This window comes from Leptospira johnsonii (assembly GCF_003112675.1).
In the GTDB taxonomy this organism is placed as follows: domain Bacteria; phylum Spirochaetota; class Leptospiria; order Leptospirales; family Leptospiraceae; genus Leptospira_B; species Leptospira_B johnsonii.
On sequence record NZ_BFAY01000011.1, the window covers coordinates 1,024,530 to 1,051,459 of the forward strand.

Here is a 26,930-nt window from a genome sequence, read left to right on the forward strand (position 1 = left end):
CAACACGAATTATTTTACCCAACCGTTTCCTAGAAAATATTTGGCACGTAGACTTTCTATCACTCCTGTTCTTTTTAACTCTTTCACAAAGAAGTTAAAATTATCCGCAAGTACTAGATCGTTCAAAGGTAATGCAGCACTAATATACTCATCCATGACAGGATTTACAAGAGCCACATAGTTCGCTTTTAGACTCGGTTGTTTTTGCAACAAGGATAGAATGTACAAACTATCTGCAACGTAACAAATCACATTCCCTTTCGTTAATGCATCAATGGCGATAGAATCGGAAAGATAACTGTAAATTTGGTTTTTACCAAACCTTCTCAAAAGATAATTATGATTAGTGGTATTGGATCTAACGGAAAATGAAAGAGCGTTTAGAACCGCCAAGTCCTCCAAAGATTTGAAATTCCTAGTTGTTACTATACTACCTTCCGGTTCGGGAGGGAGAGAACGTTTATGAATAAGGCCTGCAGGAGTTGTAAGAAGATACGGATCGGAAAAGGTAACTGTTTTTCCACGACTAAGATCTGTGGACATTCCCGCCATTGCCATGTCGATCGTGCCAGCAGAGATCTCATCCGAAAATTGACGAAAAGTTTTGAGAGGTTTTACTTTGAGAGCAACTCCCAAATAATCCGCATACAGTTTAGCAAGTTCCATATCGAAACCTGGAAAGCCTTCTTTCGGATCTTGGATATAAAAAGGTTCGTAAACACGATTGACCCCGACCACCAATTCCTTCTTAGAAAGGACAGAGTCCAATCTGGAAGACATAGATTTGGTTTGGGAATATAAGTCTAGAGAGATAAAAAGTACAAGGGCCGAAAGAATTGCCGACTGAAACTGCTTCCGCATTTTCATGATACCTAGGTTATCGGCATCTTCCGGTTGTTAAAGGAGTTTTTAGTCTATTCTAAAATTTGAAATTCGGTCCTTCGATTTTTGCGGTCCGTTTCCGGGTTTTTTTCCGGATAAATCGGCTCTTTACTTCCCTTTCCATCGGTAGTAAATCTACCGACAGAAATTCCTTTTTTGACCAGGTAATCCTTCACAGCAGCGGCCCGATTACGACTTAATTCCAAATTGTCGCTCAGATCCCCATGTAAATCTGTATGTCCTGTGATTTTCAATTTTATGGAAGGATTTTCATTTAAGAAAGAGACCAGTCGATCCAAAATTTCAAAGGATTCTTCTTCGATCTCAAAAGACCCGGTCCGGAAGTGAATGGATTCCAAGGAGATCTTTTTATTTTTCTTCAATTCTTCCCATTCATTTAAAGAAAATTCGAAGATATCGTAATTTCCCCCTTCTTTCACAAGCCTACAAAAGTAGGCATTCTTTCCATCAGGAGTTTCTGTATAGAATGCTTCGTCCCCGGGAGAATTAATGACCGGTCCAAGATTTACTGCAGGGGAGAAGGTTCCGTCTTCCTTGATCTCTACTTTATAAATATCTAATCCACCATAGCCGCCAGGACGATTGGAAGAAAAATACAAATACTTGCTATCTCTACTCAAAGTAGCAGCGATCTCCGCATGTTCCGTATTGACCGGGCTTTCCATTCGGATCGCCTTTCTCCAAGAACCATCCTTATATTCTGAAATATAAATATCCGACTCTGCCACTTTTCCAAAAGGATAACGGGTGAAGAATAGATAGCTTCCAGCTAAAAAAGGATTCTCTTCAATTGCAGGAGTATTCACCTCTTGAGGGAGTCTTGTCGCTTTGTCCCAAGATCCGTCTTTCATTGTGGCAAAGTAAAGATCCCTAGAAACTCCGATCTTACCATTGCCTAATTTAAATTCAATACTACCGTCTCGATTAGAGGAGAAGATGACCGCCTTTTCATTTTCTATAATGAAAGGACTTTGATCGTCATACTGAGAATTCAATTCTGAAATTTCTACACCTGAGCTCCAACCGTCTTTGGTTTTTACTGATTTTAAAAGATCTGAATAGTTGGAATTCTTACGTTTGGAATAATAATATAATGTATTTCCGTCTTCTGAAAGACTGATCCCGAATTCATTTAAAGAAGTGTTAATCTCTCCTTTTATAGGGGCAACCTTACCTTTTAAAGAGGAATCTTCTGCACCGGATACTGAAAATCCTGCGAACACAAAATAACAAAGTAAGACATAAATGCTTTTGAAAGAAGTAGAAGACTGAGTATGGATTTCGGAAGCCATACTCTAACTATCTGTCTTTTAGAGAAAAACCTGATACTTTTTCGAAGAAAAAATCAGAGATATTTTTTCAAAACTTCTGGGAACTCGATTGTTCCATCTTCTTTTTGATAAGTTTCAATGACAGCTGCTAAGGTCCTTCCAATCGCTAAACCGGAACCATTTAAAGTATGAACCAATTGGTTTTTGCCTTCTTTGGATTTGTAGCGGATCTTACCACGTCTTGCCTGAAAATCTTTAAAGTTAGAAACGGAGGAAATTTCCATCCAACGATTCAAACCAGGCATCCAAACTTCCAGATCATACGTTTTGGAAGAAGCAGCAGAAATATCCCCGCTGCATAATAACATCACTCTGTATCTGATCCCCAATTTTTTCAGGATATTCTCCGCATGAGAGAGCATCTTTTTATGTTCTTCCTCGGAATCTTCGGGACGAGCAAACTTTACAAGTTCTACTTTTTGGAATTGGTGAACTCGAACTAGACCTCTAGTATCTTTTCCATAAGAACCAGCTTCTCTTCTGAAACAAGAAGTATGAGCAGTGATAGAGATAGGTAGAGAATTTTCCGGAATGATCTCGTCTCTGTACAAATTGGTTAAAGGAACTTCTGCAGTAGGGATCAGATTGAGTTCATCTCTTTCTAATCTATAATATTCATCCTTAAACTTTGGGTACTGTCCTGTAGTGGTCATACATTCGTCGTTTACCATAACCGGTACCCAAACTTCTGTATAACCGTGCTCAGTAGTATGAGTCTCTAACATGAAGTTGGCCAGTGCTCTTTCTAATTTAGCACCCAGACCAAAATAAGTATAAGCTCTGGCACCTGCGAGTTTTGTTCCCTTCTCAAAATTGAACCAGCCTAATGCTTCTCCCAATTCGAAATGAGGTTTAGGAGTAAATTTGAAATCCCTGACTTCTCCTATTTCGTACAAAACTTTATTATCGTGCTCGTTCTTACCTACAGGAACGTCTTTATCTAGAATATTAGGAAGACCTAAATTGATATCTAACAGCTTGGATTCCAGAGATTCAAGATCGTCTTCTATCTTTTTGATCTTGTCTCCAATCTCTTTCACGGCAGCAGAAGCAGCAGCAATATCCCCGCCTGCTTGTTTTACTTTTCCGATCTCTTTACTTGCTTTATTCCTTTCTTCACGGAGTACATCCGCCTCTTTTTGCTGGACTTTTCTCTTTTGGATGATGTCGGCAAGTTGGTCCAAAACTGCTAGGTCTTTAAACCCTCTCAATTCTAGATTTGATTTCAGTTCTTCAGTGTTATCGGTAATGTATTTCAGATCAATCATGATGGTACGCCTTCCTTTGCGTGAATTTTAAGGAATTATTATACAAAGTCTTTTCTACCTGGGCATTGGGTTCTTTTCTAAGAGAGAACATCTTCTCTAAAACAAATTTAGTATAAGAAGGTTCATTTCTTTTTCCTCTAAACGGAGGTGGTGCCAGAAATGGTGCATCCGTTTCGATGAGCATACTTTCCAAAGGAAGTTTTTCCGCAGCTTCTTGGATATCTCTTGCGTTCTTAAAAGCAAGTATTCCCGAAAAAGAAATATAATATCCTAGATCCACTAATTTCTTCGCTGTCGGATAATCGTAAGTAAAACAATGGATTACTCCGAATGCCTTGTCTCTATGTTCTTTTAAAATAGAAACTGTATCTTCTGCTGCATCTCTGGAATGAATAACTACAGGAAGAGAATATTCGGAAGAAGCTTCTAAGAAAGAATGCAACACATCCGCCTGATAAGTCTTAGTCGATGCATCGTGATAATAATCTAATCCGATCTCTCCAATCGCGGATAACTTTTGGTCCGTCACATTTTCTTTGACTAGTGTCAAAATTTCCTCTTTTTTAGGAAATTCATGAGTCTCTGTTGGATGGCAACCGATCGAATAAAATATTTCTATCTCTTCATCTGAAAATTTTTCAGATAAACCTTTCGCTCTAATTGAACTCTCAAGGTCGATCCCTATCTGAACGATCTTTTTTATACCAGATTCTTTTGCTTTTTTTAGTGATTCTGCAATATCCTGCCCTTGCTCTTGTATTATATCTAAGTGGCAGTGAGTGTCGATGATGGAGTACATTTGAAAACGGCTTTTAAAAGGCAGTTTTCGCGATTTGTATTGACTGAAAAGAGAATTTTTTAGAATCCTTACTGCATAACGACGGAACGGGAAAACTCGTTGGTTTGGGACATAATAGCTTGAATCTAAAATCCTATCTTGCACTACTTTATTATAGGCTCAGATACAAATACCAAGATCTGAAGCTTAAGCTAGATATCAAAATAGCGAATTGGAATAAGAAGGGTAAAGAACGTCTCACCGTCATGGTGATCCCTCACTCCGAACAAAAGACGATCAACTTTCATATTTCTTACAGAGCGATCACCATCTTTATCGGGACTATTTTGGTCCTTCTTCTTATCAGCTCTATTAACGTTCTCAGTCACTCAGGATCTATTCATCAGCTTACAGAGTTAAATTTATCCAACCAAGACTTCATTCGTCAGTCGGCAAAAATGAAGGAGGAGATCAACAGCCTTCATGAACACGTTGAATACTATCATAATCATGTAGGCTCCCTTTACGGAAGATTAACCGGAGACAATTCCAAAGTTGCAAAAGGGATCGGTGGAGCGGAAAAACTCTCTATTGGTTCCGATAAAAACTTAGCACCGGGTGCCGAAGTATTCCGACTGAAGGAAGATGTTCACAATCTTAAAGTAGCGAACGAACTTACTCAAGAAATCATAAGTATATTAAAAAAACGTAAAAATCTAATCCGTCAAACCCCGTCGATTTGGCCGGTAAAAGGATATGTTCTTTATCCTTACGGAGAATATCTGAATCCGATTACCGCTCGCAGGGACTTCAATAACGGATTAGACATCGGAGCTTTCCCTGGATCCGAAGTGGTGGCAACCGCACCGGGTACTGTTTACGAGATAGGATACACTCGTAACACAGGATATTTTGTGAAAGTGGCGCACAAGTTCGGCTGGAAAACGATTTACTCAAATTTAGATCGTGTAAAAGTGAAAGCGAACCAGCAAATTTCCAAAAACGAAGTATTAGGTTTCGTTGGAAAATCGGAAAATAGTCCTCAGTACAGTCTTCATTATGAAATTCATGTGGGTACCAGAGCGATCGATCCTTTTGCATTCTTGAACCAGATCCAAGACTGATGGCCCATACAGAAGAGCAATTAGCAGTAAATAGCATCATCGGCGAAGGCGCCGAATTCAGCGGAGACTTCAAACTTTCCGGACTTCTACGTATTGACGGTATTTTTAGAGGAACTATAAAAACCGACGGAAAAGTCCTAATCGGAAAGACCGGAATCGTCGATACGGATATTAAAGCTCGTATTGTCGTTGCCGGCGGTGAAATTAATGGGAATATATTCGCGTCGGAACGAGTGACTCTACTCGCTAGCTGCCGTATGAAAGGAGATATCATCACTCCTAAGGTAGTTATGGAAGAGGGAGTACAATTCGAGGGAAATTGCAAGATTAACCCGACCACTCATTGAAGATCCAATCCCAAAAAGACCCTCGCACAGAATCACGTAGAAAAAGAGACTTCGGACTCTCTCTTCAGTCTTCCTTATACCAACCTGTACCAAGTTCCGTATCCGATTCCCAGATCCCTGATTCTAAAAGTGAATTTTTCGACTTAGTGGAACATCTTCTTCCTTATAATCAGGAAAGGACAAGAGATCTAAATTCTTTACTCAGAGATCTTCCGGACGCAGAAAGAAATTTTTTAAAATCCCCAACTTATGCAAATCTAGAAGTTTATAAAAGGATTGTTCAAGGCATCTTGAAAGAAGTTCTAGATAGAAATACAAGTTTAGAAACTTTACGCACCAGAGCAAGAGGTGGTTCTGAAAAAGTTTACCAAGTGGTCCAGATCGTAGATGATAAGATCCAAACTCTCGCGGACTTTATAGTTCATCCTGAAAATTCTACTTTTGATCTGATGAAAAGAATGGAAGATATTCGCGGTCTATTAGTAGACCTTATGAATTAAGATCAGCTTTTAGAGCCTAAGTTCTTAAACACTTCCGGAAGTTTTGCAGGTTTTCTGGATTCCAATAATAAAAACGCCCAGGTCAATTCTCCGTTACAAACCAAACTATCGTCTGATACTTTTCGGACCTGTATATTCCATTGGATACTTGCCGGTTTGATCTCCCCGGCTTTTACATAAATTTTTAGTTCTTCGTCGAATCTTGCAGGCGATTTGTATTCGATCAATGAGCGGGTAACTACAAAATCCAGGCCATTTTTCTCTAATTCGCCCTTATAGTCGTACTTCAGAAATCTCATGTACTCGTTCAGAGCAGTATCAAAGTACGTAAGATAATGTGCATTGAATACTACTGCTTGCGCATCGATTTCGGAATAACGTACTCTTAGAATGTAATAGAATTCTGAATCGTTTGAGCTCATCGGCACTTTTTGATAACCAAAATTCTTAAACGAACTTATAAGCCTAAGGCGTCTAAAACCTTTTGTAAAGCATCCAAACTTGGATATGCAATGCTGAGTTTTCCCTTTCCGGAAGAAGAATTATGAGTGATATCTACTTTCATAGAATACTTTTTACGGAACTTATTCTCTAATTCTACAATATCCACTTCTTTACGTTTGGATTTTTTCTTCTCTCGGACCGGAGCTTCTTCCGTTAGATTCGCGACAATGTCCTCCACTTGGCGGACCGTCAGACCTTTCTCTGCGATTTGGTAAGCGAGCTGTTCTGATTTTTTGCGATCTGCGATGGAAAGAAGAGGTCTCGCATGACCTTCGGATATTCTTCCGTTCTTTACCAGATCCATTACAGAATCAGGCAATTGTAAAAGACGAATTAAGTTGGAAACGGTGGCTCTGTTTTTACCAACTCTAGATGCGATATCGGTAATCTTTAATCCGGATTTTTCAGAAAGAGTCTTATATGCTAAAGCCTCTTCGATCGGGTTTAAATTTTCTCTCTGGATATTTTCGATAAGAGCCATTTCCAAAGTCTGTTGGACATTGGCTTTTTTAACTACGACCGGAATTTTAATGAAACCTGCAATTTTACATGCACGGTATCTTCTTTCTCCTGAGATGATCTCATATCCTGAACCGGTATCTTTTACTACGATCGGCTGGATGACCCCATGAGCCTTGATAGTCTCTGCAAGTTCACGCAAAGATTCTTCGTTAAAAGTTCTTCTTGGTTGATCGGGATTTGGACGGATCTCGGAAAGTTTTACTTCTTTGAGTGAACCTTCTCCACCTGCTTCTTTGAAAGATCTTTCCTCCGAAACAGGAATTAAATTCCCGAGTCCCCTTCCTAATGCTTTCGGTTTTGCGCTAGCACTCATTAATTTTTACCAGCGACTTCTATAGCAAGACTTCTGTAACTTTGTGCGCCAATCCCTTCCGGATCGTAAGAAAGAATGGACTTACCGAAAGAAGGAGCTTCCGAAAGTTTAATGTTTCTTGGAATAACGGTAGTATATACTTTTTCTTTAAAGTAAGACTTAACGTCTTCTGCCACTTGTTGAGCAAGATTGGTTCTCTTATCGAACATTGTCAGTAACACACCTTCGAGTTCAAGAGGCGGATTCAATTTTTCCTGAACCAGAGAGATGATCTTCATGAGTTGAGTCAGTCCTTCCAGAGCGAAATATTCCGTTTGGAGAGTGATCATTACGCTGTCGGCAGCTGACAATGCATTGATAGTAAGAACACCAAGAGAAGGAGGACAGTCGATCAAGATATAATCGTACTCTGTCCTCAAATGACCGATCGCATTTTTTAAACGAAACTCACGATTCTCTTCTCCCAATAAATCCGCTTCTGCTCCGGACAAATTGATATTAGAAGGAATAATATGAAGGTTTTCGATATCAGTCCTCTTGATACATTCTGCAGCAGAAGATTCTCCGATCAAAAGTTCATAAGAAGTATTTTGGAGAGTATTGATCTCAAATCCTAAACCGGATCCTGAGTTGCCTTGCGGATCAAAATCTACGATCAGCACTTTTTTACCGATCGCAGCTAGATTTGCTGCAAGATTAATAGAGGTAGTAGTCTTTCCTACGCCACCTTTCTGATTACTTATGGATACTATCTTTCCCATAGAATTCTTTGCTCTCCTTCTCGAGGAGCTTCCAAGCTCTAGGGATACCTTGCCTTGCCGATCCGACCTTTTTCAAGAATTTAATATGTCGCATGCCTAAAAAGTCGAGTTCAGGCAAAAAGACAGTTTTTTCTACTTCAAAACCACTATCATTTAAGATCTTCTTTTCAAGCTTTGCATCAAACTCGTCTTTCCCTATAAATGGGACATAATATCCATTTTTTATAATACATCTACTTAAGACTTCTGCGCTCCAAGGATAGGGCACAAAGCCCCGAGAAACACCTAGATTCCAATCGGTTTTCCAGTCTTCAGCTCTTGCAAAAAGGAACTCCACACCTGAGATCTTGTTTTCTTTTACAAAGTTTTCCGTGTGAGAAAGCTTTCTTCTTTGTGAATCTAATAGAACTAACTTAGGCCTTTCCTTTTCCACTAAACAACGAAAGAAGAAGCCCGGGACGCCGGGACCAGTGCCTGCATCCCCCACCTTCATCTTGTTAAACGACCCAAGTATGCTATGGATCTTATAAAGGTGAAAGATAGATTCTAGAACGTGGCGATCTAAGATCTCGTTTGTATCTCTTTTGGAGAAAAATCCGCCTGCTTGGTTCTTATCTTTTAGAAACGATAGGAATAAAGAGACAAGTTCCCAATCGAATAGGGGAAGGATCTGCTCTGCGTCTTTTGGAAATCTAAATTTTACCGCGGCTTGGATCCCATCCGGATCATGATTGAAGTCCGGATGGCTTGTCTCTGTTTCTATCATTCTACTTTGTGACTTGGTGGTTGTATTCTATGATGGCTTTGAATAAAATTTCAATTCCCATCTTGAGCTGAGGAACGCTCATGCTCTCATTCTTACCATGAATTCCATCTATCTCTTCAGAGGAAAGTAATGCAGGAATAAGTCCGTAACATTTTAATCCGATCTGTCTGAGATATGAACTGTCTGTTGTTCCAGGTGATAAGAATGGAGCGGCTATGGATCCCGGTTCAACGGCAGTCACAGTTCCCGCAAGAACTCTAAATAATAATCCATCCATTGGAGAAATACTTCCGGACTCTAAGTGACGTGCGCTAACTTCTACTCCGTATTTTTCTCCGAGTGCTTTTACTTCTTCGAAGATCTTTTTCTCATCTTGTCCGGGGAGAATACGAATGTCTAAAGATCCAGTTGTCTCAGAAGTGATCACATTCATTCCAATTGGCTGACTATCTATACCTGTTAAGCTCACAGTGTTTCTAGTCATCGCCCTAAGATGTCTGTTAGAGTTGATCACACCTTTTAAGATCAAAAAGAGTACTGGGTTTCTAGATCTCTTTAATACAAATGAATCCGGAAAATTACTGATGGCTCCTAATGAATAAAAGAATGCTGCAGTCTCATCCTTGATCATCGTTTTGTTTCCGATGTTCTGCACATCTTGTAAAAAATCCACCATGGACTTTGCAGCGTAAGTTACAGGAGGAGTACTTCCATGTCCAGGAATAGATTTAGCTTTTAAGTCCAACCACACTGCGCCTTTTTCTGCGAGTTGTATATTGAATACTTTAGAACCTTTGATCGCTATGTCTTTGGATCCGGTCCCACCTTCGTTCCAAACATATTCGTATCCGTTGAATATTTCTTTGTGCTTATCTACTAAGAATCTAGCTCCGTGTTCGGAACGGCTTTCTTCATCCGCAATCGCAAGGAACATTAAGTTTCTTTCTAATGGGATCTTCTTCTCATGAATCAGTAAAAATGCATAAAGCTGCATGATGCCAAGACCCTTAACATCAACTGCACCTCTTCCATGAATTCTATCTCCTTTTCTTACTCCGGAGAATGGAGGAATATCCCAATCTTTGGCATCAGCTTCTACAACATCGATATGACTTGTGAGTATTAAACCTTCTTTAGTTGTATCTTTACCTTTTAACTCCGCAAGAAGAGATGCTCTGTCCGGCTTGCCAGGATATTCAATAATGCGAGAAGGAATTCCTCTCTTGTCTAAGATAGATTTTAAAAAGAGTGCTCCTTCTTTCTCTCTACCTCTGATCGTTGCGATCCTGATATAAGCTTGTAGATCTTTTGCGGCATCTTCACTCAGAGCAGAGTAATCTAAGTTCGGAACAGTTGCTTCCGGTTGGATGGGTTTGATCCCCTTTTCAGTGAATGCAATCGTATAAAGAACGAAGATCGCTATAAGAGCAAGGACCGTGATCCCGAATTTTTTGAGGGACATATTTCCTCTCCACTAGTCTTTCTATGTTGGCTTCTAATGTTTTAGGTGTAGAAGCCCGTAAAAAATTATTCCGTCATTGAACCTCTGCAAGGAGTTTTCCTTTGATTCCGAGAATGGAATGTTATAATTTATGTAGGTCTTCCGACTGAAACAAAATGAAATTCCAAGAGTCGTACAGGTATTACAAAAAGAAAAACCCCCAATATCTAATCTTGATCCGGTATCATTATGGAAGGAACCCTTTCAAATTTCCTAAAAAGACTCTTAACATTTTTCCCAAATAGTCGATGTCTAGAAGGAGGTAATCTCCATGTTAAAAAGAGTATTCTTCTCCTTCGTTCTTATCTTCTGCATCAGTCCGATCCACTCCTTCACTCCTGGAAAATGGTCTCACACTGATAGGATCATTTTAGGTTTTGAAAAGGGCGGACCTACCCAAGAACTAGTAAAAGATTCAAAAGGTAATTTGATCTATACTGCTAAGTATGAGTACGACCCTTCCGGAAAACTAGTTAAAGAAAACTATACCGGACAAGATGGAAAGCCTGATGGTTACACCAAGTTCGTATACAAAGATGGAAAAATCCTAAAAGAAGAACTCTATAATAAAGATGGGGTGAATCTTGAATCCAAAAACTTCGGATACAATAAAGCAGGAGTTCTTTCTTCTATCGAATTAATAGATAAGAATGGAAAGAATATACTTACCTGCACGATCATCTCTTGGGGCGAAAATGGTTTAGTGAAAGAAGCTCAGACTGAATGGGCAGATGCAAAACTTACTGAAAGATTTGCGATCATTAAGGACCCGAACAAGCCGGGACTATTCCAACAAAACATCTACAACGAAGATAAACAACAGGCCGCATCTACTGTTCTTACTTTCGACTCGAGCGGAAAACTTCTGAGTCGTATGAATGTTCAAGGAACGATTGAAAGAATGAACCGACTGCTCTGGGACAAAGACAATCGGTTACAGCAGTTCACTTTTTTGATCAAGCAGGGAGATAAATGGGCCGTGGAGAAAACTCACGAGCTTGTTTACGGAAAATAATCGCCGCGTTTCACGTGAAACAGAGAGAAGGGAGAGCATTTGCTCTCCCTTTTTTATATCTTCGGAAAGACAAAAGCATCTATTCCAATTCCAGCACCGAGATCTAAAGCAAAGCACTTCTCTTTCAGAATATAAGGTAGAATGTCTTCATATAGATCATAAAAATCAACAGCGACTGTAACTTTAATATACTCTTGTAGATGACTTTCGTATCCTTGCGCGCCTTTTACTTGGTTTTAATTCATTAGAGTTGTATAGAGAAGAGAGGGAAGATTTTAGATACCGCGTGTGGGAATTCCAACACGCGAGTGAATACAGTAGAATATGAGCCAAGAGATAGCGGCGGAATCACCCGAAACGTTTCACGTGAAACGTAGGAACTCCAACAAGCAGAAAGTAACCCAACCGCTGATCTTAAAACTTAAACCGGACTCGGCTTTCTTCCTTTGATATAGAAAAGGAGCATATCGATATCACTTGGATCAACACCTGAGATCTGAGCTGCTTTTTCTAAATTTAAAGGACGATGTTTGGTAAGTTTCTGGATGGCTTCCTTTTTAATACCAGGCACTAAAGAGTAATCGATCGTCTCAGGAATAGGAGTAGTAAGATATCTATTCTTCCAATCGATAGTATCTTGTTCTCTTTTGATATAACCTTCGTACTTGATCTCCATCTCGATGACCTTTCTGTCTTGAGCACTCAGCTCTTCGGACTCAGGCAAAAGGAATTTGATATCTTCGAGAGAAATCTCAGGTCTTTTTAAAAATGAATCTAGCTTTGCTCCATACTTCAAACTCTGGATGCCTTTTCTTTCTAATAAAGCTTCGAATTCAGGTATAGGTTTGAGAGGAGTAGATTGTATCTTCTCCTTTACTTCAGAGATCTTTTTGTATCTGCCTGTCATCTCATTGAAGGTTTCTTCTGAGACTAGACCCATCTTGTATCCATACTTCATGAGTCTTTGATCCGCATTGTCTTGTCTCAGAAGAAGTCTATGTTCCGCACGGGATGTAAACATTCTATATGGATCTTCTACACCTTTATGAACTAGATCATCCACAAGAACTCCGATATATGATTCTCCTCTGGAGAATAACATCGGCTCCTCCCCTCTTAATGAAGAAAGTACACTATAAGCAGCAACCAAACCTTGGGCCGCTGCTTCTTCGTAACCGGTAGTGCCGTTGATCTGTCCGGCATGATAAAGACCTTTGATTTTTTTAGTTTCTAAGGTTGGTTTTAATTCAGTTGGATCTACATAGTCGTACTCGATCGCATATCCAGGTCTTAAGATCTCTGCTTCTTCTAGACCTGCAATAGAACGTACAAGTTTCCATTGCACTTCTTCAGGAAGACTAGTGGAGACTCCATTTAGATAGATCTCTTGTGTATCGTAACCTTCCGGTTCCAAAAAGATTTGGTGCCTTTCTCTATCTGCAAAACGAACAATCTTATCTTCTATAGAAGGACAATATCTAGGCCCAGTAGATTTGATCTGACCCGAATACATAGGAGAAAGATGAATGTTCTCATTGATCAACTGATGAGTTTTTTCATTCGTGTAAGTGATATAGCAAGGGATCTGTCTGCGAGTGATCTTGGTTGTAGAAAAAGAAAAAGGAGAAGGATCCGGATCACCTTCTTGCACACTCATTACAGAAAGATCCACAGAATTTTTATGAATTCTAGGAGGAGTTCCTGTTTTCAATCTTCCTAATTTCAGATTATACTTAGCAAGCGAATGAGAAAGACCTTTAACTGTAGGTTCTCCGAATCTACCGTTCTCTTTTTGGTAAGTTCCAATATGAACAATTGAAGATAAGAATGTTCCGGTAGTTAAGATTAAATGATTGGTGAAAATTTCGAAACCTCTTCCTGTCCGAACTCCTACAACACGATCTCCTTCGATCAAAAGATCTTCTACAGTATCTTGTCTGATGGATAAGTTTTGGATGGATTCAAGTGTATGTTTTACTTTGAGTTGGTATTCCTTCTTCTCGGCTTGAGCTCTAGGTGCCCAAACACTAGGACCTTTAGATGTATTCAACATTTTGAATTGGATACCAGTTGCATCGATGACCTTTCCCATCAAGCCACCAAGTGCATCTACTTCTCGAACCATATGTCCTTTTGCAATCCCACCAATAGCTGGGTTACAAGACATTTGTCCGATCGTATCTAAGTTCATTGTGATGAGTAAAGTTCTAGCGCCTCCGATAGATGAGACATAGGCAGCTTCGGAACCTGCATGACCGGCACCGACCACCACACAATCAAAACGATTGGGAAAAAAAGAAGAATTCATTCAGACCTAGCACTCCTGCATAAGCGCTTCACAACATCGATCATTAGTCGACAGTAGAGCCTATGCTTAGAATCATGTAATCAATAGTATCACTTTCAGGTTCCCTGTACATGCCCGAATCCATCAAGAAACTCTCTTACTTCGAAGGAAAAATAGTCCCGGAGTCCGAAGCTAATATAAACATCAAAACTCACGCGCTACAATACGGAACTACAGTCTTCGGAGGTATCCGAGGATATTATGATTCTAATTCAGATAACTTATACGTTTTCAGGATCTTAGATCATTATAAACGTCTTGTGAATTCTACAAAGATCATGCAGTTGCAATTCACAAAAACTCCAGAAGAACTCCGTGACATAACCCTAGATCTACTCAAACAATCCGGATACAGAAGGAACGTATATCTTAGACCTTTCATCTATACTTCCGCTCTGCAACTTTCTCCTAGGTTTCATGATGTTCCTACTGAACTTGCAATTTATGTTTTAGAGTTGGACGATTACTTAGATACCAAACGTGGACTGACTACTATGGTTTCTAGTTGGAGAAGGTTCGACGATACTGTCATCCCTACTCTCTCCAAAGTTTCCGGCGGATATGTAAACTCAGCTCTTGCAAAATCGGAAGCAGTTCAGAACGGATATGACGAAGCAATCTTCTTAGACGGAAGAGGATTCGTAAGCGAAGGTTCTGCGGAAAACATCTTCTTAGTTAGAGATGGAAAGATCATCACTCCTTCTATATCTTCTTCTTTACTCGAAGGAATTACAAGACGTTCGGTTCTACAACTTGCAAAAGATGCTGGTTACGAAGTCGTCGAAAGAGAGATCACAAGAAGTGAACTTTATATCGCAGATGAGATCTTCTTCTCCGGAACAGGAGTACAGATTGCTTGGGTCAGCGAAGTGGATAAGAGAAAGATCGGTAACGGAGAAATGGGACCCATCACTAAAAAGTTACAGTCCACATTCTTCGATCTAGTAGTTGGAAAAAACCAAAACTACAAACACTGGTTGACTCCTGTTTATTAAACCTTAATAAAAGGAACATGTCTTCTGCATTCGGTATCGAGGAAATCCAAGGCCAGGAAAGAGCTTTAGTATTCTTAAAAAAATACTCGTCTCAACCTGACCTTCTTCCTCCCTTACTTATCTTTCACGGACCGGAAGGAACCGGAAAAGAATCCGCAGTCGAAAGATTTATCAGACATATTCTTTGTTTAGAAGGAACCTCTTGCGGGCACTGTGTTTCTTGCAGGGCATTCATGCACCATTCTCATCCGGATATAGTTTGGTTTCCATTAGAGAAGAATAAACAAATCGCCATCGGAAAAGAAGACAATCCTGAAGAGTTCACTATCCGCTGGTTGATCCGCACAAGGCTTTATTATAGACCTCACCTTTCTAAGACAAGATTCATTATCATACCTGATGCTTCCTTGATCGGGAACGAAGCGGAGACAGCTCTTTTAAAATCTTTAGAAGAAGCTCCCTTCTTCACTCGTTTTATTTTTATAGTAAACGATTTGGAACAATTGAAGGAAACAATCGTAAGTCGAGCGGTTTGTATTCCTTTCAGTTATCTTCCTCAACAAGTGATCAAGGAACTACATAATAAAAATTCAATACCTTACTTCCCAGCAAAAGGAGGAAGTATGGTATCCTTCGATTGTCCGCCTATCGTGTTGGAACAAATTTCCCAAAGAATAAACGGAAACTTAAGACAACCGTTGGATTATCTTAGATTAGAAGAATGGATACTAGAATACAAAGAAGAACATCCCGATTGGAAAGAGGATTTCTCCTTTAAAGACTTCTTAGATCTGATTGGATTATTATTATTACAGGAATTTTCTAAATCGGATTTCGATTCCAATCTTCCTAAGATGGAAGCAATCTTTCGGTTTAAAGAAAAATTACACGAAAGAGTGCATGGGCAAGAGAATATTGCGTTGTCTTTACTTATTCACGAACTCTCTCTACTAGAACAAAAATAAAAATTTCTTTTTACTTTCTTTAAATTTCATATCAATCACTTCGCTTAACAATGATTAAACGATCAAATACTAGTAATTACACTAAGTGACATAATGATTTATTTATCACTAATCTACTGTGTTTTTCCTAAGGTTTCTTTTTCGATTTCCGAATTTTCATTTGTATGCGACCGACAGAAGAAAAATAGTGTAATCTCGTCGGATGGTCCTTCGGACCGTTTCCTAATTCAGTTTTTTCTTTTCCGAGACAAATACGAGTTTCGTATTTATAAAGTCGTCGGCGTGTTCTTGATTTTTTTCTTTGGAGTTTTGTTTGGACCCTAGTTGGAAGCGTGTATTAGAGGAAGTTTCCAAGGAAATTCCCCCAACGTACTTTGATAAGTTTATATATACCTTACAACTAGAGAGTTTAACAGACGATCGTTGCATCCTAATAGCTCCGTCTTCGAATATAAAGACACATGTGGAGAAAAAATACCAAAACCATATTGAAGAAGCGATCTTCAGAGCTAGTGGAAATCGAGTCCCAGTCGAGATCATTCTTGAAGCACCTTCTAATTTAAACGAAGTTCTCCAGGAAAAATTCAAAGATAAGTCTTACTCTTTTAACGCTGATTACTCTTTCGATAATTTTATCGTAGGAAATACCAACCGTCTCGCTTTCAGCGCCGCCATGGAATGTGTAAAAAATCCGGCGGAGATCAATCCTCTCTACTTATTCGGAAAAGTGGGAGTGGGTAAAACCCATCTCCTTCATTCTATAGGATCTGAAATTCTTAAAAAGGAACCTTGGAAAACAGTACATTATATAGATATAAAATCTTTTATGAGCGAGTTTTTATTCGCTCTGCAATCTAGAGATTCTATCGAATCTTTTAAGATTAAGTACCAATCATATAATTGTCTATTGATCGACGATATCCAACTTCTAAATACAGGAGCAGAAAAGACCCAAGAAGAGTTCTTCTCTATCTTTAACTTTCTTTTTGAAAGAAAAAGACAGATCGTGATCGCATCAGATCGTCCTAGTTCCGAGCTTCCTTTACATGACAGATTAAAATCAAGATTTGTAACCGGCGTTCAGGCGGATATCCAACCTCCTGATAGAGAGATTCGAGTTGGGATCTTAGAGAAAAACTGTCAAATTTTGAATTTGGGTCTATCTCAAGAACATATCCAATTTATTGCTGATCTGATTGAAGATGATACTCGCGCACTTTTAGGTGCTTTGAACGATCTAGCTCTTCATAAGAGAGCGTTCTCACATCTATTCTTCACCACAACAATGATAGAAGATATACTGAAAAATCGTATCTTCCGTAAAAAGAATTTTCAACTCAGCCAAGATAAGGTCATCGAACACATTTCTTCTCTTTATAACTTAGATCCGAATGAGGTGATGGGAAAGAGCAGGAAACCTGAGTATGTAATCCCTCGACATCTATCTATGTACGTATTACATAAAGGTTTTCGACTGAACAAAAGTCAGGTTGGAAGAATGTTTTCCGCCGAACATACGACTGTGATCCACGCGGTCCGTAACATCGAAAATAAGATAAAAGAAGATAAAGAATTTTCCATTAAAGTAGAAGAAGTTCTGAATCGATTCCGTTTCCAATAAAAAACTTAGTTTCAACTCTTATCTGTAAGCGACATAGACCTATAGATAAACTGTAAATAAATAGTTAATATCCTATCTATAACAAGTAAATAAGACATAACACAAAATTATTGTCCCTTAAGACTTTAGTTTTGAAGGTTATTATAGCAGATATGAAGGAGTTTTTTCCGGCTCCTGGAAATTGTACTTTTCAATATATATGCGACATATTTCCCTTATCTAAAGAGTTATGACTCTTATCTACATATGCACAGGTACAAGTACTACAACAGTACATATATAAGAATCTATATATAGATCACCTATATAAATGGAGAATGCAAATTGAAGATCAAAGTGAACACATCTGAATTTCTAAAAGCGATTCACGCTGTAGAGGGAGTAATCTCTGCTAGAGAGATACGTTCAGTACTCTCCAACTTAAAATTAGAAGCTGAAACTGCTTCCGTATCTATTTCCGCGACTGACTTAGAAATATCTATTAAAACATCATTAAATGCTCAAGTAGAAAAGTCCGGAGATATTTCTTTACCTGCAAAACAATTATCCAGTATTTTTAAAACCATCCACTTTGAAGAAGCGTTACTCTCTACTGAAGATAACGATGCTGATTCCAGTATCACTTATATCACTGACGCTACTAAAAAGAATGACTATAAAAACAAACTGAACGGAATGGATGCGGAAGAGATTAAGACCATTCCTAAAGTGGATGCTTCTAATATCTCGGATTTTCCTACGGCTATGTTTGCAGAGATGATCCGTAAGACTTCCTACGCGATCGCTCATGAAGACCAAAGATATATCTTCAACGGGTTGTTTATGGTCCCTAAGGGAGATAAGCTTGTATTTGCTGTCACAGACGGTAGAAGGTTATGTAAGATTGAAAGACCTCTTTCTACAACATTGAAATTCAAAGATTCAGTTATCATTCCTTCTAAGGCAATCAGAGAGATTTCTAAAATGATTGCTACTGCAGAAACAGGAAAGATCGGGATCATTGATAATCAGATCTATGTAAATGCAAATCAGATAGAACTTCTATGTAAACTGATCGAAGGAAACTTCCCGAATTATGAGCAAGTAATTCCTAAGTCGTCTAAATTCAATGCAGTAATTCCAAAAGAAGGATTCCAGATCTATCTTAGACAAGCATTGATCGCTGCAGAAGAACCGACACGTCAGATACGTTTAACATTCTCTAAAAATAATATTAACTTCTACGCTCAAACACAAGGAGTGAACGAGGTTAGCATTAATATGCCGATCGAATATTCTGGAGACGAAGTAACTGTAGCATTCAAAGGTGAATATCTATCCGATGTATTCAAGTCGATTGACGATAATGAATTTAGAATAGAATTCAGCGATTCAAGTTCTCCTGTTGTATTTAAAGATCCATCCGATCCTGATTTCATATCGGTAATCATGCCGATGAAAATCTAAAGAGAAGATCCGTGTTTTTACGAAGCCTAAGGCTTCTCAATTTTAGAAATCACGAACAGATAAGCCTGGAGTTCCATTCCAGGCTTATTTTCTTTGTGGGAGAAAACGGAGAAGGAAAAACAAACTTACTCGAAGCTATCTCCATGATCTCTTGGCTGAAAAGTTTTAGAGAATCGGAAGAAGGAAATTTGATCCGTTGGAACTCCGACGGATATTATATCAAAGGTGAAGTTGATAGAGATCATAAAAGAGAAATTTATGAATTAGGTTTTTCTAAAAAACCGATCAGTCGTCGCAAACTTAAATTCAATCAAGAAGAAGTCAAAAAAAGATCCGACTTAGTTGGAAAATTCCTAAGTGTCTTAATGACACCGTTAGATCTAATCATAGTGGAAGGTGGGCCCTCTGAAAGAAGAAGGTTTTTGGACAGTCTACTTTCTTCTTTAGATCCTTCTTACTTAAATGATCTGATAGAATACAATCGTATCTTAAAACAAAGAAATGCACTCTTAAAAAGCGGATCTTCCGATCCAGGTCTTTATGAAGTATGGAACCAAAGGCTGATCGAAAAAGGGATAAGCATCTTTTATAAAAGAAAAGAATTCATTTTGGAATTTGATCCTATCTACAGAGAGAATCTGAAAAAACTAAGCGGTGGAAAAGATAATCTAACTCTGGAATACAGACCCAGTTTTTCCAATCTGGAAGATTTTAAGGAAACCCTACAAAGGAATATTAATAGAGATAGGAAATTAGGTTATACTTCTGTTGGGATCCATAGGGACGATTTGTATATTGGAGAAGACAATCGTGATATAATGGATTTTGCTTCTCAGGGCCAGAAGAGAAGTACTGTAATTTCTCTAAAAGCGGCCGCATTTGAGTACTATCGTCGAAAATTAGGAAGGACCCCTATTCTTCTAATCGATGATGTGATCCGTGAATTGGATGTAAAAAGAAGAGAATATTTTGTAGATCTAGTTTTGAATTCGGGACAGGCTTTTTTTACCACTACCGACCTAGAGGGTATCTCAGATTATGTGGGAAGACTAGAAGATGAAAAACAGATCTTTCTAGTAAAAAACGGACTAGTCACTCCTTACCAATGAAAGAAGAATCTAAAATACAAAAAATTGATCCTCAGGAGTTCAAAAACGTTCTTCAAAACTTAGGCTTAACAGAAGAAAGTTTAGCTGAGAAAATTGCAGTCCAAACGTTAGCAAAACGTTGGGTCGACATAATCGGCCCGGTATATGCAAATCATTCCGAACCATTTGCTGTCCACAATGACACATTGGTGATCTTAACAGTTCACTCCGCATACAAACAGGAACTTCTTTTTATGAGAAAGAGGATCTTAAGTTATTGTTCACGTTACTTAGGAAGAGATGTCGTAAAGAAAATTGAAATTAGGATCGGCAATCTCGTTTCTAAAAGACAAAAGTCCCCCTCATATACTGCAGATAAAACCGGATTGGAGGGCAAACAAAACCTAGTTTCTTTAGCCGAAAAGGAAACCGATCCTATCGCGAAAAAAAGACTTTTAGAGCTGATCGAATATCTCTAAGAAACACATTCTTTATTGAAATACCTCCGAATTTCCTTGCCTCCTTAGCTAATTTAGGAAAACTATTCATAGATCCCGGAGGATTGGATGAGCCAACCAGATAGCAGTTATAGTGCAGGTCAGATCAAGATCCTAGAAGGATTAGAGGCCGTACGCAAACGCCCCGGAATGTATATCGGGACCCAAGACGAGACAGGTCTTCATAAGATGGTCTACGAGGTTGTTGATAACTCCGTAGATGAGGCAATGGCTGGTCATTGTACCGAGATCAGTATCTCCATTCTTCCCGATAATATCATAGAAGTGAAGGACAATGGGCGTGGAATTCCAGTAGCCATTCACCCTGAAAAAAATATCTCCACAATCGAAGTGGTTATGACCATTTTGCATGCCGGTGGTAAGTTCGAGAACGATGCATATAAGGTTTCCGGTGGTCTTCACGGTGTAGGGGTCTCCGTAGTAAACGCTCTTTCCGATTGGTTAGAAGTAGAAGTTTACCAAAATGGAAAGATCCATCATCAGAAATATTCCAGAGGTATTCCTCAAGGTCCTGTCTCCGTCATTGGAGAGTCTCCCGAAAGAGGAACTGTTGTACGCTTTAAGCCGGATGCGAGTATCTTCACAACTACTGAATTCCATTTTGACGTGTTAACTTCTCGTTTTAGAGAATTAGCATTTTTAAATAAGGGATTAAAACTAATTGTTCAAGACAAAAGAAAGCCCGACTCCGAAAAGCATGAGTTCATATTTGATGGAGGGATTGTCTCTTTCGTTGAATATTTAAACGAAAACAAACATCCACTTCATAAAACAATTCATTTCGAAAGAAATAAAGATGATGTGGTCGCAGAAATCGCGATCCAATATTCAGATACATATTCTGAAAATATTTTTTGTTTCACCAATAATATAAACAATAACTTGGGTGGAACCCACTTGGAAGGTTTTCGTGCTGCTTTAACTAGAACACTTAACGATTTTTTAAAAAAAGATCAGCAGCTCGTAAAAAAACAACCTACTGCATTGTCGGGAGAGGATTTGAAAGAAGGGATCACGGCCGTAATTTCAGTAAAAATTCCTCAACCTCAGTTTAACTCTCAGACAAAAGAAAAATTAGTAAACGCAGAGATCAAAGGGATCATGCAAACTCTAAGTGGAGAAGGTCTCTCTCTTTTCTTCGAAGAGAATCCAGCAATTACTAAGAAGATATTAGAAAAATGTATATTATCAGCTAAGGCTCGAGAGGCCGCTCGTAAGGCTCGTGATTTAACTCGTCGTAAATCAGTTTTAGAGGGTGGCGGTCTTCCTGGAAAATTGGCTGACTGTTCCGAAAAGGATCCCGCTGCTTCTGAACTTTATATCGTAGAGGGAGATTCAGCAGGTGGTTCCGCTAAGCAAGGAAGAGATAGACATTACCAGGCAATTCTTCCTCTAAAAGGAAAAATTCTGAACGTAGAAAAAGCACGTTTAGATAAAATTCTTGGTAACGAAGAAATTCGTACTTTGGTTTCTGCATTAGGCACTGGAATCGGCGAAGATGAGTTTAATGTAGATAAAGCCCGTTATCATAAGATTTTTATTATGACGGATGCGGATATAGACGGTTCTCATATTCGCACATTACTTCTTACATTCTTCTTTCGTTATATGAGACCCATCATTGAAAAAGGGTTTCTATATGTTGCACAACCTCCACTGTATTTGATTAAACACGGTAAGACATCCGCTTATCTATTTTCTGATAAAGAGAAGGACGAATATTTAAAATCTCTTGGAACGGAAAAGGCAGTCATCCAGCGATATAAAGGTTTGGGTGAAATGAATCCGGAGCAACTTTGGGAGACAACTATGGATCCTGAAAAGCGGGTCGTTCTAAAAGTAAAACTCGATGATTATGTGGAAGCTGAAGATACATTTAATATCCTTATGGGTGACGAAGTAAATCCGAGACGTCGCTTTATCGAGGTCAACGCAGCCAAAGTTGCGAACCTTGATCTTTAATATATTGGTAATAGGAAATTCTAAATACAAATGAGCGAAGAGCTAGAGAACGAAACAAAAACTTTAGGATTCAGCCTTTCTTCCCGTCCTGATATTGGTGATGCATTGAAGAATGGCGTCAGGGTAATTCCTGTCGAAATCGAAGACCAAATGAAGGAGGCCTACCTTGGTTACGCGATGAGCGTAATTGTAGGAAGGGCTTTGCCTGACGTAAGAGACGGTTTAAAACCGGTTCACAGACGTATTCTACATGCAATGAATGAAAGGGCCTGGAGAAGTGATCGCCCCTACGTTAAATGTGCTAAGATCGTCGGAGAAGTATTAGGTAATTATCACCCGCACGGAGATAGTTCAGTTTACGACGCATTAGTGCGTATGGTCCAAGATTTTTCCCTTAGAGTTCCTCTTATTGACGGGCAAGGGAACTACGGATCTATAGATGGCGACAACCCGGCAGCATACCGATACACAGAAGCAAGACTCGCGAAAGTTGCAGAAGAACTTTTAAGAGATATCGAAAAGGAAACGGTAAATTTCTCTGCTAACTTTGATGATACCAAACAACAACCCGATGTCCTTCCTGCAAATTTTCCGAACTTACTAGTAAACGGTTCTTCCGGAATCGCGGTTGGGATGGCTACAAACATTCCTCCCCATAACTTGAGAGAAACGATTGAAGCAGTTATCACAGTAATTAAAAATCCTGACGTAAGTATATCAGAACTTCTTAAAATAATACCAGGACCGGATTTTCCAACCGGTGGTACGATCATCGGCGGAGAAGGTTTATTATCTGCATACCATTCTGGTAAAGGTTCAATTCGGATCCGTTCCAAAGTAGAAATAGAAGAGAACAAAAAAGGCAGGGAAGTAATCGTAGTTACAGAAATTCCTTACCAAGTAAACAAAAAGACTCTTCTAGAGAGAATTGGCGAGCTTGTTAACGAAAAACAAGTCGAAGGAATTTCTGAAATTTTAGATCTATCGGATAGAAAAGGGATCAGAGTAGAGATCCATATTAAAAAAGATGCAAATGCGCAAGTAATCCTGAATCAACTTCTGAAACTTACTCAACTTCAAGTAAGTTACGGGATCACAATGCTTGCGATCTTGGATAATAAGCCAAAGATCTTTAACATAAAAGAGATCCTGGTTGCTTATTCAATCCACAGGAAAGAAGTAATTGTTCGTAGAACTCAATTCGACCTAGATAAGGCAGAAAAACGCGCCCACATCTTAGAAGGATTGAAGATCGCTCTCGAAAACATAGAAGAAGTGATCAAAGTAATTCGTGCTTCTAAAAATGCACCGGAAGCGAAAGAACAATTGATGGCTCGATTCGTTCTTTCCGATGTCCAAGCCGATGCAATCCTTGAGATGAGACTCCAAAGACTTACTTCTTTAGAAGTCCAGAAGGTGATCGATGAGTTGGCAGAAGTTCGAGCTCTAATTATGGATCTGAAAGATATTCTCGCAAAACCTGAAAGAGTGTCTGACATAGTTTGTACTGAATTGTCCGAAGTTTCTGAAAAATTCGGTAACAAAAGAAAGACAGATATCAGCTTAGAAAGTGTGGAATCTTCTACTTTCAATGCGGAAGATCTGATTGCCGACGAAGAAGTAGTATTACAAATTACTTATGATCAATTCATAAAAAGACTTCCTCTGGATACTTTCAAAAGACAGAGACGTGGTGGAAAAGGGATCCAAGGACTTTCTCAAAAAAGAGAAGACGTAGTCAAGATCATGAAAACCGCCATGACCCACGACAATGTGATGTTCTTTTCCAATATCGGAAAAGTCTATATGATGAAGGCGTATGAACTTCCTCAAGCTTCCAAAGAAGCCAGAGGAAAATCCTTAAAGGCAATCATAGGACTTGGAGAGAACGAATCCATTTCCGCAATCTTCACATTCAAAGAAGAAGACAAAGGAAAAGATCTATTACTCGTAACCAAGAACGGGTTTATCAAACGAGTAGAATTATCCGAATTCGGCAATGTTAAAAAATCGGGTATCATCGCAATCGGCCTTAGGGACGGAGACCAACTCATCGAAGTAATTTCCGTCGAAAAGGGAGACAATGTAATGATCTTCTCCGCAAACGGACTTGCACTTAGGATCGAAATGGATACGATCCGCGCCCAAGGAAGAACTGCCCAAGGTGTAACCGGGATGAGACTTTCCAAAGAAGATGCGATCGTAGGCCTTTCTAAAGTGGTAGAAGGCGACGACATATTCGCGATCTCACAGAACGGTTACGGAAAACGCCTCGGCTTCGAAGAGTTTGGCACCAAAGGAAGAGGAGGCAAAGGAATGGCCTTCTTGAAAGTGGGTGAGAAAAACGGGAATGCAGTAGCAGTCAGTTCAGTGGGAGAAGAAGATGAGATCATCTTAGTCACCCAGCAAGGAATGGTCATCCGTACGGAAGCGAACCAGATCTCTAAAATGGGAAGAACCGCAGTGGGAGTCAGAGTTGTAGACATCAAGGACAATGATAAAGTCCAAGATTGTACTGTGATTCGAGAAAACAAAGAAAAATGATCCGTATCGGTTCTGTCGAAATTCCCGGTTGGTTGGCCATGTCGCCGATGGCCGGGATCAGTGATAGCCCGACCAGAACCATGGCTCGCAGATACGGATCTGCATTTTCCTATACTGAATTCGTTTCCACCGACAGCCTCGCGGTAGGTTCTAAAAAAGCGTTATCTCTATTACGTTTTCGTGAAGAAGAAAGACCAATCACCTTTCAGATTTTCGGCAATAAACTGGAAATCATAGTAGATGCGGCGAAAAGAATCCGCGAACTAAATCCCGATATCATCGATTTGAATATGGGTTGCCCTGCTCGAAATGTTTCTATGAGAGGGTCCGGAGTTGGACTTCTACGCAAACCTGTATATGCGGGAAAGATAATAGAAGAAATGAGAAAGGCACTGGATATTCCGGTGACTGCAAAGATCCGCCTAGGATGGGACGATTCTTCCAGAAACTATATGGAAGTTTCCAGGATCTTAGAAGAATCCGGAGTGATGGCGATCTCAGTTCACGGTCGAACCAGAGAAATGGGCTATTCCGGAAAAGCTGATTGGGACGCGATCGCAGATATAAAATCCGAAAGAAAGGTGCCTATCTTCGGCAACGGAGATATTAGTAGTTATGAAGAAGCTGTCCGCAGAAAGGAAGAATCCAAAGTGGACGGAGTGCTTGTTGGTAGGAATTCCATCGGAAATCCATGGATATTCTCAAATATCAAAAAAGAAGATCTAAGTTTCGAAGAGATTGTATCAACTACTCTAAGTCATTTGCAGCTGATGCGAGAAACCTTTGGAGACAAATACGGACTCATCCTCCTCAGAAAACATTTGGTGCGTTATATACAATCCAGAAAGGAAGTCGAGCCGATGAGATTAGAACTTCTCAAGATGGAAGATCCCGAAAAATTGATCTCCATTCTTCAGGATGCTCAAAACAGTATGAGTTTGGTTTCTTGATCCGTCAGGAATGAGATTGACAAAGGTTTTCTAAAATAGGCTGATAATTCCTTTTCAGGAGGAATTTGATGAGAGCCATTGCACTCATATTCACTATACTTGTATTACTCGCTTGCGATAAAAAGAAAGAAGAAGCTCCGATAGAACAGATCGTAGGAACTAAATATTCTGGCGGGGATCAGTACGTTTATAAAAATCCGGGAACCAGAGAAAAATCAGAACAAGTTACTCTAGTTTACGAATTCGAAGAAGTCAACGGACTTGAAATCGTTTCTCACGAATCAACTGATCCTAAAGGAAAGAAAACAGTCACAGAATACCTGAAACTCAGAACAGTAGATGGAAAAGAAGGATTCGGACTTCTGAAAAACTTTTATGATGCAGTTCTATTTGTTGTAGGTGATGGAGACACAGCATTTGCTAAAAATTCTCTCACTTCTCCTTCTAAGGGAAAACTAGAAAAAGGAATGTCCTGTTTCGAGTCCGAAGCAAGCGGAGAATTCTCTAAAGTACGTTGTTATGGTTCCATTGTAAAAGGCGGGAAATTAAATAACTTGTATGATATTTGGATCCAGCCTTTTTCTTCTAATATTTCCAGAGATCCACTTTTAAGTGATAGTGTTCGTAATCTAAAAGCAGCCAGTTTAAAACTGATTGAACTCAATAAAACTTCGGATCCAGCTAAACAAGAGGAATTGAAAAAGTCTGCTTCCACCGCGTTAAAGACTGTCTCAGAGAAAGGGGATATCTATCAAGAATCTGCAAATTCTATTGCGACTGAATTCGGCTTAACGCTGTCCGAACCACAACAACCAACCGAACAATAAGACTTAATAATAAAAAACCCCACCTATATCAGGC

Annotated in this window: 24 protein-coding genes; 14 read left to right on the forward strand and 10 right to left on the reverse strand. The window is 39.3% G+C overall.

Annotation, left to right across the window (positions count from 1 at the left end; genetic code table 11):
* Positions 1–9 precede the first annotated feature (9 nt).
* The 4 genes from LPTSP_RS13660 to LPTSP_RS13675 are packed head-to-tail and all read right to left on the reverse strand — an operon-like array spanning position 10 to position 4,301.
* Positions 10–861 carry a substrate-binding periplasmic protein gene (locus LPTSP_RS13660; RefSeq protein ID WP_174704466.1) on the reverse strand — a complete coding sequence of 284 codons (852 nt, stop codon included), beginning with the start codon at positions 859–861 and terminating at the stop codon, positions 10–12.
* Between the two features lie 53 nt (positions 862–914).
* Complete coding sequence (locus LPTSP_RS13665; protein WP_108929258.1) at positions 915–2,195, reverse strand: OmpA family protein; 1,281 nt, start codon at positions 2,193–2,195, stop codon at positions 915–917.
* Between the two features lie 53 nt (positions 2,196–2,248).
* The gene (gene serS, locus LPTSP_RS13670) at positions 2,249–3,502 is read right to left on the reverse strand and encodes a serine--tRNA ligase (protein WP_108929259.1); all 1,254 of its coding nucleotides are present in this window, start codon (positions 3,500–3,502) and stop codon (positions 2,249–2,251) included.
* A complete protein-coding gene (locus tag LPTSP_RS13675) occupies positions 3,495–4,301 on the reverse strand; it encodes a TatD family hydrolase (protein WP_108929260.1) in 807 nt (268 codons plus the stop codon). The genes serS and LPTSP_RS13675 overlap by 8 nt, the downstream gene beginning before the upstream one ends.
* A gap of 119 nt (positions 4,302–4,420) precedes the next feature.
* On the opposite strand from LPTSP_RS13675, the gene LPTSP_RS13680 reads away from it, so the two are divergent.
* The 3 genes from LPTSP_RS13680 to LPTSP_RS13690 are packed head-to-tail and all read left to right on the forward strand — an operon-like array spanning position 4,421 to position 6,251.
* Entirely contained in the window at positions 4,421–5,404 is a 984-nt protein-coding gene (locus LPTSP_RS13680) for a M23 family metallopeptidase (RefSeq protein WP_108929261.1), read from the forward strand.
* Positions 5,404–5,751: a bactofilin family protein gene (locus LPTSP_RS13685; RefSeq protein WP_008589609.1), complete on the forward strand. Its 348-nt coding sequence runs from the start codon at positions 5,404–5,406 to the stop codon at positions 5,749–5,751. Before LPTSP_RS13680 ends, LPTSP_RS13685 begins: the two co-directional genes overlap by 1 nt.
* Entirely contained in the window at positions 5,748–6,251 is a 504-nt protein-coding gene (locus LPTSP_RS13690; protein WP_108929262.1) for a YaaR family protein, read from the forward strand. Before LPTSP_RS13685 ends, LPTSP_RS13690 begins: the two co-directional genes overlap by 4 nt.
* Before the next feature lie 2 nt (positions 6,252–6,253).
* Here the strand turns inward: LPTSP_RS13690 and LPTSP_RS13695 are convergent, their stop codons facing one another.
* From LPTSP_RS13695 to LPTSP_RS13715, 5 genes are read right to left on the reverse strand one after another with little or no spacing between them, the layout of a single operon-like run.
* Positions 6,254–6,673, reverse strand: a complete 420-nt coding sequence (locus LPTSP_RS13695; protein ID WP_108929263.1) for an acyl-CoA thioesterase — start codon at positions 6,671–6,673, stop codon at positions 6,254–6,256.
* A gap of 35 nt (positions 6,674–6,708) precedes the next feature.
* Entirely contained in the window at positions 6,709–7,590 is an 882-nt protein-coding gene (locus LPTSP_RS13700; RefSeq protein ID WP_108929264.1) for a ParB/RepB/Spo0J family partition protein, read from the reverse strand.
* Complete coding sequence (locus LPTSP_RS13705; protein WP_108929265.1) at positions 7,590–8,351, reverse strand: ParA family protein; 762 nt, start codon at positions 8,349–8,351, stop codon at positions 7,590–7,592. Before LPTSP_RS13705 ends, LPTSP_RS13700 begins: the two co-directional genes overlap by 1 nt.
* Positions 8,326–9,117 (reverse strand): RsmG family class I SAM-dependent methyltransferase, encoded by a 792-nt coding sequence (locus tag LPTSP_RS13710; protein WP_108929266.1) that lies wholly within the window; start codon positions 9,115–9,117, stop codon positions 8,326–8,328. The genes LPTSP_RS13705 and LPTSP_RS13710 overlap by 26 nt, the downstream gene beginning before the upstream one ends.
* Before the next feature lies 1 nt (position 9,118).
* Complete coding sequence (locus LPTSP_RS13715) at positions 9,119–10,579, reverse strand: M20/M25/M40 family metallo-hydrolase (RefSeq protein ID WP_108929267.1); 1,461 nt, start codon at positions 10,577–10,579, stop codon at positions 9,119–9,121.
* Between the two features lie 310 nt (positions 10,580–10,889).
* Here LPTSP_RS13715 and LPTSP_RS13720 point away from each other — a divergent pair, with 310 nt between their 5' ends.
* The gene (locus LPTSP_RS13720; protein WP_108929268.1) at positions 10,890–11,633 is read left to right on the forward strand and encodes a hypothetical protein; all 744 of its coding nucleotides are present in this window, start codon (positions 10,890–10,892) and stop codon (positions 11,631–11,633) included.
* A gap of 421 nt (positions 11,634–12,054) precedes the next feature.
* Here the strand turns inward: LPTSP_RS13720 and mnmG are convergent, their stop codons facing one another.
* On the reverse strand, positions 12,055–13,941 hold the full coding sequence (mnmG, locus tag LPTSP_RS13725) for a tRNA uridine-5-carboxymethylaminomethyl(34) synthesis enzyme MnmG (protein ID WP_108929269.1): 1,887 nt from the start codon (positions 13,939–13,941) through the stop codon (positions 12,055–12,057).
* 110 nt (positions 13,942–14,051) lie between these two features.
* On the opposite strand from mnmG, the gene LPTSP_RS13730 reads away from it, so the two are divergent.
* The 10 genes from LPTSP_RS13730 (at position 14,052) to lenA (ending at position 26,896) form a co-directional block, all read left to right on the forward strand.
* A complete protein-coding gene (locus LPTSP_RS13730) occupies positions 14,052–14,975 on the forward strand; it encodes a branched-chain amino acid transaminase (protein ID WP_108929270.1) in 924 nt (307 codons plus the stop codon).
* Positions 14,976–14,992: 17 nt separating this feature from the next.
* Positions 14,993–15,940, forward strand: coding sequence for a hypothetical protein (locus LPTSP_RS13735; protein WP_108929271.1), 948 nt, complete (start codon positions 14,993–14,995; stop codon positions 15,938–15,940).
* 313 nt (positions 15,941–16,253) lie between these two features.
* Entirely contained in the window at positions 16,254–17,561 is a 1,308-nt protein-coding gene (gene dnaA, locus LPTSP_RS13740) for a chromosomal replication initiator protein DnaA (protein WP_108929272.1), read from the forward strand.
* 324 nt (positions 17,562–17,885) lie between these two features.
* Positions 17,886–19,007, forward strand: coding sequence for a DNA polymerase III subunit beta (dnaN, locus tag LPTSP_RS13745; RefSeq protein ID WP_108929273.1), 1,122 nt, complete (start codon positions 17,886–17,888; stop codon positions 19,005–19,007).
* Positions 19,008–19,018: 11 nt separating this feature from the next.
* Entirely contained in the window at positions 19,019–20,116 is a 1,098-nt protein-coding gene (gene recF / locus LPTSP_RS13750) for a DNA replication/repair protein RecF (protein WP_108929274.1), read from the forward strand.
* The gene (locus LPTSP_RS13755; RefSeq protein ID WP_108929275.1) at positions 20,113–20,574 is read left to right on the forward strand and encodes a DciA family protein; all 462 of its coding nucleotides are present in this window, start codon (positions 20,113–20,115) and stop codon (positions 20,572–20,574) included. The genes recF and LPTSP_RS13755 overlap by 4 nt, the downstream gene beginning before the upstream one ends.
* Before the next feature lie 87 nt (positions 20,575–20,661).
* Positions 20,662–22,575, forward strand: coding sequence for a DNA topoisomerase (ATP-hydrolyzing) subunit B (gyrB, locus tag LPTSP_RS13760; protein WP_108929276.1), 1,914 nt, complete (start codon positions 20,662–20,664; stop codon positions 22,573–22,575).
* 30 nt (positions 22,576–22,605) lie between these two features.
* Positions 22,606–25,119, forward strand: coding sequence for a DNA gyrase subunit A (gene gyrA / locus LPTSP_RS13765; RefSeq protein WP_108929277.1), 2,514 nt, complete (start codon positions 22,606–22,608; stop codon positions 25,117–25,119).
* On the forward strand, positions 25,116–26,069 hold the full coding sequence (gene dusB, locus LPTSP_RS13770; RefSeq protein ID WP_108929278.1) for a tRNA dihydrouridine synthase DusB: 954 nt from the start codon (positions 25,116–25,118) through the stop codon (positions 26,067–26,069). The genes gyrA and dusB overlap by 4 nt, the downstream gene beginning before the upstream one ends.
* 68 nt (positions 26,070–26,137) lie before the next feature.
* Positions 26,138–26,896 carry a lipoprotein LenA gene (gene lenA, locus LPTSP_RS13775; RefSeq protein WP_108929279.1) on the forward strand — a complete coding sequence of 253 codons (759 nt, stop codon included), beginning with the start codon at positions 26,138–26,140 and terminating at the stop codon, positions 26,894–26,896.
* Positions 26,897–26,930 lie beyond the last annotated feature (34 nt).

Bases quoted from the DNA above. Each gene is read 5' to 3' on its own strand.
- LPTSP_RS13660 (WP_174704466.1), bottom strand. From the start codon at position 861: ATGCGGAAGCAGTTTCAGTCGGCAATTCTTTCGGCCCTTGTACTTTTT.
- LPTSP_RS13665 (WP_108929258.1), bottom strand. From the start codon at position 2,195: ATGGCTTCCGAAATCCATACTCAGTCTTCTACTTCTTTCAAAAGCATT.
- serS (WP_108929259.1), bottom strand. From the start codon at position 3,502: ATGATTGATCTGAAATACATTACCGATAACACTGAAGAACTGAAATCA.
- LPTSP_RS13675 (WP_108929260.1), bottom strand. From the start codon at position 4,301: ATGTACTCCATCATCGACACTCACTGCCACTTAGATATAATACAAGAG.
- LPTSP_RS13685 (WP_008589609.1), top strand. From the start codon at position 5,404: ATGGCCCATACAGAAGAGCAATTAGCAGTAAATAGCATCATCGGCGAA.
- LPTSP_RS13695 (WP_108929263.1), bottom strand. From the start codon at position 6,673: ATGAGCTCAAACGATTCAGAATTCTATTACATTCTAAGAGTACGTTAT.
- LPTSP_RS13700 (WP_108929264.1), bottom strand. From the start codon at position 7,590: ATGAGTGCTAGCGCAAAACCGAAAGCATTAGGAAGGGGACTCGGGAAT.
- LPTSP_RS13705 (WP_108929265.1), bottom strand. From the start codon at position 8,351: ATGGGAAAGATAGTATCCATAAGTAATCAGAAAGGTGGCGTAGGAAAG.
- LPTSP_RS13710 (WP_108929266.1), bottom strand. From the start codon at position 9,117: ATGATAGAAACAGAGACAAGCCATCCGGACTTCAATCATGATCCGGAT.
- LPTSP_RS13715 (WP_108929267.1), bottom strand. From the start codon at position 10,579: ATGTCCCTCAAAAAATTCGGGATCACGGTCCTTGCTCTTATAGCGATC.
- LPTSP_RS13720 (WP_108929268.1), top strand. From the start codon at position 10,890: ATGTTAAAAAGAGTATTCTTCTCCTTCGTTCTTATCTTCTGCATCAGT.
- mnmG (WP_108929269.1), bottom strand. From the start codon at position 13,941: ATGAATTCTTCTTTTTTTCCCAATCGTTTTGATTGTGTGGTGGTCGGT.
- LPTSP_RS13730 (WP_108929270.1), top strand. From the start codon at position 14,052: ATGCCCGAATCCATCAAGAAACTCTCTTACTTCGAAGGAAAAATAGTC.
- LPTSP_RS13735 (WP_108929271.1), top strand. From the start codon at position 14,993: ATGTCTTCTGCATTCGGTATCGAGGAAATCCAAGGCCAGGAAAGAGCT.
- LPTSP_RS13755 (WP_108929275.1), top strand. From the start codon at position 20,113: ATGAAAGAAGAATCTAAAATACAAAAAATTGATCCTCAGGAGTTCAAA.
- gyrB (WP_108929276.1), top strand. From the start codon at position 20,662: ATGAGCCAACCAGATAGCAGTTATAGTGCAGGTCAGATCAAGATCCTA.
- gyrA (WP_108929277.1), top strand. From the start codon at position 22,606: ATGAGCGAAGAGCTAGAGAACGAAACAAAAACTTTAGGATTCAGCCTT.
- dusB (WP_108929278.1), top strand. From the start codon at position 25,116: ATGATCCGTATCGGTTCTGTCGAAATTCCCGGTTGGTTGGCCATGTCG.
- lenA (WP_108929279.1), top strand. From the start codon at position 26,138: ATGAGAGCCATTGCACTCATATTCACTATACTTGTATTACTCGCTTGC.